General features: G+C 69.3%; 6 protein-coding genes. All 6 read right to left on the bottom strand.

Going from position 1 to position 6,724, the window contains the following annotated elements; translation table 11 throughout:
• On the bottom strand, nt 1-1,242 hold a 1,242-nt coding region (locus D474_RS0109240), incomplete at its 3' end, for a DEAD/DEAH box helicase (RefSeq protein ID WP_017613297.1).
• Between the two features lie 332 nt (nt 1,243-1,574).
• Complete coding sequence (locus D474_RS0109235; protein WP_017613296.1) at nt 1,575-2,411, bottom strand: enoyl-CoA hydratase/isomerase family protein; 837 nt, start codon at nt 2,409-2,411, stop codon at nt 1,575-1,577.
• A gap of 74 nt (nt 2,412-2,485) precedes the next feature.
• Nucleotides 2,486-2,692, bottom strand: a complete 207-nt coding sequence (locus tag D474_RS0109230; RefSeq protein ID WP_017613295.1) for a helix-turn-helix domain-containing protein — start codon at nt 2,690-2,692, stop codon at nt 2,486-2,488.
• Between the two features lie 48 nt (nt 2,693-2,740).
• On the bottom strand, nt 2,741-4,339 hold the full coding sequence (locus D474_RS0109225; RefSeq protein WP_017613294.1) for an ABC-F family ATP-binding cassette domain-containing protein: 1,599 nt from the start codon (nt 4,337-4,339) through the stop codon (nt 2,741-2,743).
• 204 nt (nt 4,340-4,543) lie between these two features.
• Complete coding sequence (locus D474_RS28110) at nt 4,544-5,821, bottom strand: AI-2E family transporter (RefSeq protein ID WP_017613293.1); 1,278 nt, start codon at nt 5,819-5,821, stop codon at nt 4,544-4,546.
• Nucleotides 5,822-5,969: 148 nt separating this feature from the next.
• A complete protein-coding gene (locus D474_RS0109215) occupies nt 5,970-6,377 on the bottom strand; it encodes a YccF domain-containing protein (protein WP_017613292.1) in 408 nt (135 codons plus the stop codon).
• Nucleotides 6,378-6,724 lie beyond the last annotated feature (347 nt).

Genomic DNA, 6,724 nt, shown 5'->3' with positions numbered 1-6,724 from the left:
GGGGCGGGGCCCGCCACGGCCGCGACGGGGACGCTCGGGCTCGGGCGGCTCGACCCACGGCTCACCGGAGGGCTCCTGCGCGCCGGTCACGCGGGTGAGCAGCTCGTCGCCCGGGTTGACCAGGTGCTGCTTGGCGTCGACGCCGGCGTCGTTGATGAGGCGGCGGGCCATACGGCGCTGGTTGGGCTGGACCAGGGAGACCACCGAACCGGAGGAACCCGCGCGGGCGGTGCGGCCGCCGCGGTGCAGGTAGTCCTTGTGCCCGGTGGGCAGGTCGACGTTGACGACCATGTCGATGCCGTCGACGTGGATGCCGCGGGCGGCGACATCGGTGGCCACCAGCGCCTGGATCCGGCCCTCACGGAACTTGGCGAGGGTGCGCGTGCGCACGCTCTGCGTCTTGCCGCCGTGCAGGGAGGCACAGGGGACGCCGAGCTGGATGAGCTGCTCGCTGATGGTGTCGGCACGGTACTTGGAACGCACGAAAAGGATCGTGCGGCCCTCGCGCGCGGCGATCTCCGAGACGATCTTGTTCTTGTCGCGCGGCAGCACCTTGAGCAGGTGGTGCTCCATGGTGGTGACCTGCGATACGGGCGGGTCGACCGAGTGGGTGCGCGGGTTGTTCATGTACCGGCGCACGAGCTTGTCGACGTCACCGTCGAGCGTGGCGGAGAACAGCAGGGTCTGCCCGCCCGGCTGGACCTGGTCAAGGAGCTCGCTGACCTGCGGCATGAAGCCCATGTCGCACATCTGGTCGGCCTCGTCCAGGACCGAGATCTCCACGTCGCTCAGATCACAGGCGCCCTGTTCGATGAGGTCGGTGAGGCGGCCAGGGGTGGCGACGAGGACGTCGACACCGCGGCGCAGTTCGTTGATCTGGCGGGTGTAGGAGCTTCCGCCGACCACGTCACCGACCCGCACGCCGAGAACGCGGGCGTAGCCGCGCAGGGCATCGCGCCCCTGGTGGGCGAGTTCGCGGGTGGGCACCAGGATCAGGGCCCGAGGGCGGTTGGCGGCGGCGCGGCGCTCAGCGGCGCGCATCAGGACCGGCAGGCCGAAAGCCAGGGTCTTGCCCGATCCGGTGCGCCCGCAGCCGAGCACGTCGGTGCCCTCGATGGCGTCCGGGATGGTGGCAGCCTGGATCGGGAACGGCTTGGTCACACCGTTCTTGGCCAGCACGTCGACAATCTCCTCCGGGAGGCCGAGGTTGTCGAAGGCAGGCTCTACGGCAGTGTCCGTCAAGTGACGTGTACCTTCCTCATAGTCCGGCGGCGTTTCGAGGAAGGCTCCGCGCAGACCGAACGGCCTCGACGAAGAAATCACACAAACGCGCCTGAGATCGCACGCGGAAACGGGCCCTGTTCGCAACGGGGCTCTGCGCTCACTCGGGTGACAAGCGCGGCGCCGAATTCGTCGGCGACGCCTCTTTCCGCGTCTGGGCGGCCTGGCGCGCTCGGATGCGCACGACTGTCGATGACCGCCTGTGGCAGCGTACTAGAGATCCCCCGGGAACGGGGACGGGACGGGCTTTTCCAACCGGTGATACGGGTCTCTCCGCCCGTCCCGCACGGAGCTCAGGTCTGCGCGGCCATGGATCGGGCCAGGGCGGTGAGCCGACCGATCTGCGCCTTGCGTTCAGCGGCCGACTGCTCTTCGAGGGTGTTCTCGGGGGCAGCCTGCAGGAGGGCCTTGGTGGCGGTGGCGGCACCGGCGCCGACCTCCAGGATCGCCGAGACGGCGTCGGAGACCGCACCCTCGAGCTCGTCCACGGGCACGACGAGCGTCGCCAGGCCGAGCTCGCGGGCCTCCTCGGCCTCGACCCGGCGGGCGGTCAGGCAGATCTCGGTCGCGCGATGCACTCCGACGATGTCGACCAGGGGCTTGGTGCCGGTCAGGTCGGGCACCAGGCCCAGGGCGGGTTCCTTCATGCAGAACTTGGCGTCGTCGGCGAGGATGCGCAGGTCGCAGGAGAGCGCGATCTGGAACCCGGCCCCGATGGCGTGGCCGCGCACCGCCGCGACGGTGACCAGGTCGGGGCGGCGCAACCAGGTGAAACCCGCCTGCAACTCGGCGATGTGGGCGTCCAGGTCGGCCTCGTCGGCGGAACCGTCAGCGAGCCCGGCCACGATCGAACGCTCGCCGTCGACACCTTCGGGGGTGAACATGTTGAGGTCGATCCCGGCGGAGAAGATGTCACCCTTGCCGGCCAGCACCACCACGCGCACGTCCTCGGGCAGCGTCCGTCCGATGCGCGCCATGGTGGTCCAGGTACTCCCGGTCATGGCGTTGCGCCGTTCGGGGCGGCTGATGGTCAGGCGCGCGACCGGCCCGTCCACGACGAGTTCGAGCCCGGCCCGGTCGAGCTCCTCGTCGGTGGGCAGGGTCTCGGTCGTGTTCGGGTCCTGTGCCATGGTTCCTCCGTGGTCTGGTTCGGAACCACGACGATACTCCCCGGTAACTTTCGGGGGTGCACCCGCCCGCGTGGTCAGAGGGTGCGCGTGTCCCCGCCACGGCCGCGCAGCTCGGTTCCGGTCCCCTGCAGGCGCCGGCGCACGAAACTGTAGGAACGACCGGTCGCCGCGCACAGCGAGCGGATGCTCTCGCCGGCGTCGTAGCGGCGCCGGAGTTCGGCGACCAGCTCGTCCTCGTCCTCGGCCGAGACCGGCGCACCCCTGCGGGGAACCTCGTCCACGCGCCTCACCCCTTCTCCGATCGGGCACCACGATAGTGCAGCGGCCCCTCAGGCGAGGGCGATGAGGTCCTCGAACTCGGAGGTCCACAGGTCCTCGACGCCGTCGGGCAGCATGATGACCCGCTCGGGCTGCAGCGCCTCGACCGCGCCCTCGTCGTGGGTGACCAGAACGATCGCACCCTTGTAGTTGCGCAGGGCCGAGAGGATCTCCTCGCGGCTGGCAGGGTCGAGGTTGTTGGTGGGCTCGTCGAGCAGCAGGACGTTGGCGCTGGAGACCACGAGGGTGGCCAGGGCCAGACGGGTCTTCTCGCCGCCCGAGAGCACCTCGGCGGGCTTGTCGACGTCGTCACCGGTGAACAGGAACGAGCCGAGTGTGCGCCGGGCCTCGACCTCGGGCAGGTCGGGCGCGGCGTGCATCATGTTCTCGAGCACGGACATGTTCACGTCGAGCGTCTCGTGCTCCTGGGCGTAATAGCCGAGCTTGAGCCCGTGTCCGGGCACGACCTGCCCCGTGTCGGCCTCTTCGACCCCGCCGAGAAGGCGCAGCAAGGTCGTCTTGCCCGCACCGTTGAGGCCGAGGATGACCACGCGGCTGCCGCGATCGATGGCCAGGTCGACGCCGGTGAAGATCTCCAACGACCCGTAGGACTTGGACAGCCCCTCGGCTGTGAGCGGTGTGCGGCCGCTGGGAGCGGGGTCGGGGAAACGCAGCTTGGCGACCTTGTCGACCTTGCGCACCCCCTGGACCCCGTCCAGGATCTTGTCTGCGCGGCTGATCATCTGTTGGGCCGCGCGGGCCTTGCTCGCCTTGGCACGGAACTTGTCGGCCTGCTTGCGCAAGGTGTCGGCCTGCTTCTCGGCGTTGGCGAGCTCGCGGCGGCGGCGCTTCTCATCGGCCTCGCGCTGGGTCTGGTACTGCTTCCAGCCCATGTTGTAGATGTCGATGGCCGAACGGTTGGCATCGAGGTAGAAGACGCGGTTGACCACGTCCTCGACCAGTTCGACGTCGTGGGAGATGACCACGAGACCACCCTGGTGGGACTTGAGGAAGTCGCGCAGCCAGGCGATGGAGTCGGCGTCGAGGTGGTTGGTGGGTTCGTCCAGCAACAGGGTGTCGGCGTCGCTGAACAGGATGCGCGCGAGCTCGATGCGCCGGCGCTGGCCACCGGAGAGGGTGCGCAGGGGCTGGGAGAGGACCTTGTCGGGCAGGCCCAGGCTGGAGGCGATCGCAGCGGCCTCGGACTCGGCCGCGTAGCCGCCCAGGATGTGGAGGCGCTCCTCCCAGCGGGCGTACTGGCGCACCCCCTTGTTGCGGATCTTCTCGTCGGCACTGGCCATCTTCTTCTCGGCCTCGCGCAGGCCCTTGAAGGCCTCGTCGATGCCGCGGGCGGAGAGGATGCGGTCGCGTGCGAGTACGTCGAGGTCGCCGGTGCGGGGGTCCTGGGGCAGGTAGCCGATGCTGCCGGAAAGGGTGACGGTCCCGCCGGTGGGCTGGCCCTCGCCGGCGAGGATGCGCGTCATGGTGGTCTTGCCCGCACCGTTGCGGCCCACCAGCCCGATCTTGTCACCGGCGGCGACCCGGAAGGAGGTCGGCTCCAGGAGTAGGCGGGATCCGACGCGCAGTTCGAGGTCGGTGGCGATCAGCATGGGTGGGGTTTCCTCGGCGGTGGTGTGGCGAAAGGGCGTGCGGTGGCCCGGGCGCGTCCGGCTGGAGTGCGGGGCCGGGCAACCCGCCCAGCCTAACGGCACGCGGGCAGGGCCCCGCGAGGGGTTTTCCGCGACGCACACGGCCCCCGCACCCGTGGTGAACGGATGCGGAGGCCGTCCGGATTCCGGAGAGTGCGCGGGGTCTCAGCCCTGACTGCTCCTCTGATCGGCGGAGGGCTCCCCGGAATCACTGCGTTCCAGGGACTGCTCGGTGGCCGCTCCCTCGGCACCGTCGGAGTGCTGGGAGGCATGGACCGGGCGGTTGCGCAGGAGCGCTGCCAGGACCGCGGCGATCGGCGTGGCCAGGAACATCCCGGGGACACCGCCGACGATCGCGCCGACGGAGATGGCGATCAGCACGACGGCGGACGGCAGTTCGAGCGCCTGCCCGTAGATTCGCGGCGCGAACAGGTTGCTCTCCAGCTGCTGGACCACGATGACGCCCACGACGACCACCAGGGCGGCTACCCACCCCTCGGCGACGAAGGTGACCAGCGCTGCCAGGATGCCCGTGGCGAAGGCGCCGATCACCGGTAGGAAAGCACCGATGAAGGTCAGCACGATCAGCGGGATCGCCAGGCTCGGGTCGAGCACGACGAGCAGGACTATACCGATGAAGAAGGCGTCGAAGAGGCCGACCATGGCCACACCGCGCACGTACCTCCCCATGACCGTGTAGGCCACGTTGCCCGCGTGGCGCAGGCCGGGGCGGGACTTGGGCGGCAGAAGCGTGGTGAACCACTCCATCAGCTTGTCGCCGGCGTGCAGGAAGTACACGGTCAGCACGATGGCCAGGATGACGCCGATCAGCAGCTGGACCACGGCCGAACCGGCGGTGAGCGCGCCGGTGACGAGCTCGCTCTGGTTCTCCACGACCTGGTTCTGGATCTGTTCCCACGCCTGGTCGACCAGTTCGGTGAACAACCCGGGGTCCAGGCCGAACGGCACTTGGATCTCCCGCAGTTCGTTGACGGCGCTGGAGACGCTGGCCACCAGGCCGCCGAACCCCTGGATGGCAGGCGTGACGATCAGCGAGACCACGCCGCTGAGCACGATCAGCGCGGTGACCATGGAGAGAGTCGTCGACAGTCCGCGCCCGAGCCCCCGGCTGCGCAGCCATTGCACGAGCGGCATGAGCAGCGCGGTGATGAACACAGCGATGATCACCGGCAGGGTCACGACCCATATGTAGGCCAGGCCCCAGAGAAGGAGGCCCACGACGACGCCGATGATGAGCACGCGCCAGGCGACGTCGCTGATGATACGGAGGAGGTCGCCCGCGCCGACGTCGTCCTGCTGTTCGGCTTGTTCGGCAGCCGCGCTCTCCTCCTGGGCGGCCACGCCCTCCTCCGACTCCAGCTGCCTCCGGCGCTCGACGCCGGCGCGTCGGGCCGCCAGCCACTTGTTCAGGAGCGCCCACACTCCGGGCCGTTGGGCTTGCACATGGACTCCATTCTCTGCTCTGTCACGCGGGGGCCGCCCGGGGGTGAGGCGGTGGTGGGTTCCGGGGAGGGGGATGCGTGGAGGTCAGGTCGGGTTCTGCCCGTTTCCAGCGAAAGAACCAACGGGCTCAGAACTGCCAGGGTTCCCGGGGGTTGCCGGCGCGGACGATCTCGTTGCCGAAGGGTGCCAGGGCGACCGGAATCATCTTCAGGGAGGCCCAGGCCATGGGGAGACCGATGATGGTCACCGCCAGGCCCAGGGCGGTGGCGATGTGGCCGATGGTCAGCCACCAACCGGCGACGATCACCCAGATGACGTTGCCGACGGTACTCATGCCGCTGTTGTTCTGCCGGCGCACGAGGTCGCGACCGAAGGGCCAGATCGCGTAGCTGGCCATACGGAAGGACGCGACGCCGAAGGGGATCGTCACGATCAGCAGGCAGCAGATGATGCCCGCGATGACGTAACCGACCGCCAGCCAGAAGCCGGCGACGAAGATCCAGATGATGTTGAGGATGAGCCTCAGGAGGGCCACGGTGTCTCGTTCTCCTTGTTCGGGTCCCCGCACTGGGAGCGGGTGCGGCGGGGGACCTTCGGAGGGTGCCGCACTCGTGCGTTTCTACCGTGTGTGACGCAGTGGTGCCACGGCCTGTTCCGGCCCGCGGCCCTGGGCCTCCCCCTAGGGGAACAGGGACCCCACGGCCTCTGGGACCTGTTCGGCCAACACCGGCCGCACCGTCGCCGGCCACTGACCCCGACGGACGCCTGACGGCGCAGCACTCGCCGAAGCGACGGAAGCCACCACCGAACAGGCCCTTGCACACCCGCGGCGGTAGTTGCCCAGAGTGAGGACATACGGGCATACCCAAACTTGACCGAGTG

The sequence above is a fragment of the Nocardiopsis salina YIM 90010 genome (assembly GCF_000341025.1).
GTDB classification, from domain to species: domain Bacteria; phylum Actinomycetota; class Actinomycetes; order Streptosporangiales; family Streptosporangiaceae; genus Nocardiopsis; species Nocardiopsis salina.
Note: the sequence above shows the minus strand (reverse complement) of the source record. Positions and strands in the feature narration are given on the sequence as shown.